This window comes from Phocaeicola sp. RTP21198st1_B8_RTP21198_201120, assembly GCF_040929485.1.
Classification (GTDB): Bacteria; Bacteroidota; Bacteroidia; order Bacteroidales; family Bacteroidaceae; genus Phocaeicola; species Phocaeicola dorei.
This window is the reverse complement of the sequence record NZ_JBCOCI010000211.1, coordinates 970-1,658: the sequence shown is the minus strand read 5'-3', so window position 1 is coordinate 1,658 and position 689 is coordinate 970. Positions and strand designations below refer to the sequence as shown.

Sequence of the window (689 nt, the reverse complement as noted above, 5' to 3'; positions counted from 1 at the left end):
GGTGTTTACGAGCGTTTCGCCTCCTCGCTCTTCGATACGGAGGTGAAGATCACCTTCGCCTCCAACCTAGACGAGTACGGCGTGAAGGCGGAAGCGACGAACGTGAAGATCACGGAGCAGTATGCCGTCAGCGCGCAGACCCGTAAGTACAACGGCCTGCACCTTTTGAAACACGCCCTGCAAAACACTTCGCCCGACATCACCAAGACCGTCCTCAGATGGGTGGACGGAGAACGGCGGGAGGTCAAAGTGCGTGACGGGGAGGCCATACAGCTCGCCAACAGCAAGATAGATGAGATCCGGGGTGCTTTCCCCGAATGGCTGCGCGAGCAGTCGTCCGACTTCAAAGACCGCCTGACAGACCTCTATAACCGTACTTTCAACTGTTACGTGCGCCCGAAGTACGACGGGACGCACCAGGAATTCCCCGACCTCGACCTCAAGGGGCTGGGAATCGACAAACTGTATGACAGCCAGAAGGACGCGATATGGATGGACAAACTGCTCGGCGGCGGGATAATCGACCACGAGGTGGGCGGCGGAAAGACCCTTATCATGTGCTGCGGGGCCTACGAGAAGAAACGCCTCGGGCTGGCCAATAAACCCATGATTATCGGGCTGAAAGCCAACATCCATGAAATAGCCCGGACGTTCTGCACCGCTTACCCGATGGCCAAAGTCCTCTACCC

The 689-nt window shown here is 57.6% G+C and carries 1 pseudogene; it reads left to right on the top strand.

Annotated elements, in window-relative coordinates:
* A pseudogene (locus AB5935_RS24600) lies at positions 1–689 on the top strand (DNA methylase); the annotation flags it as partial.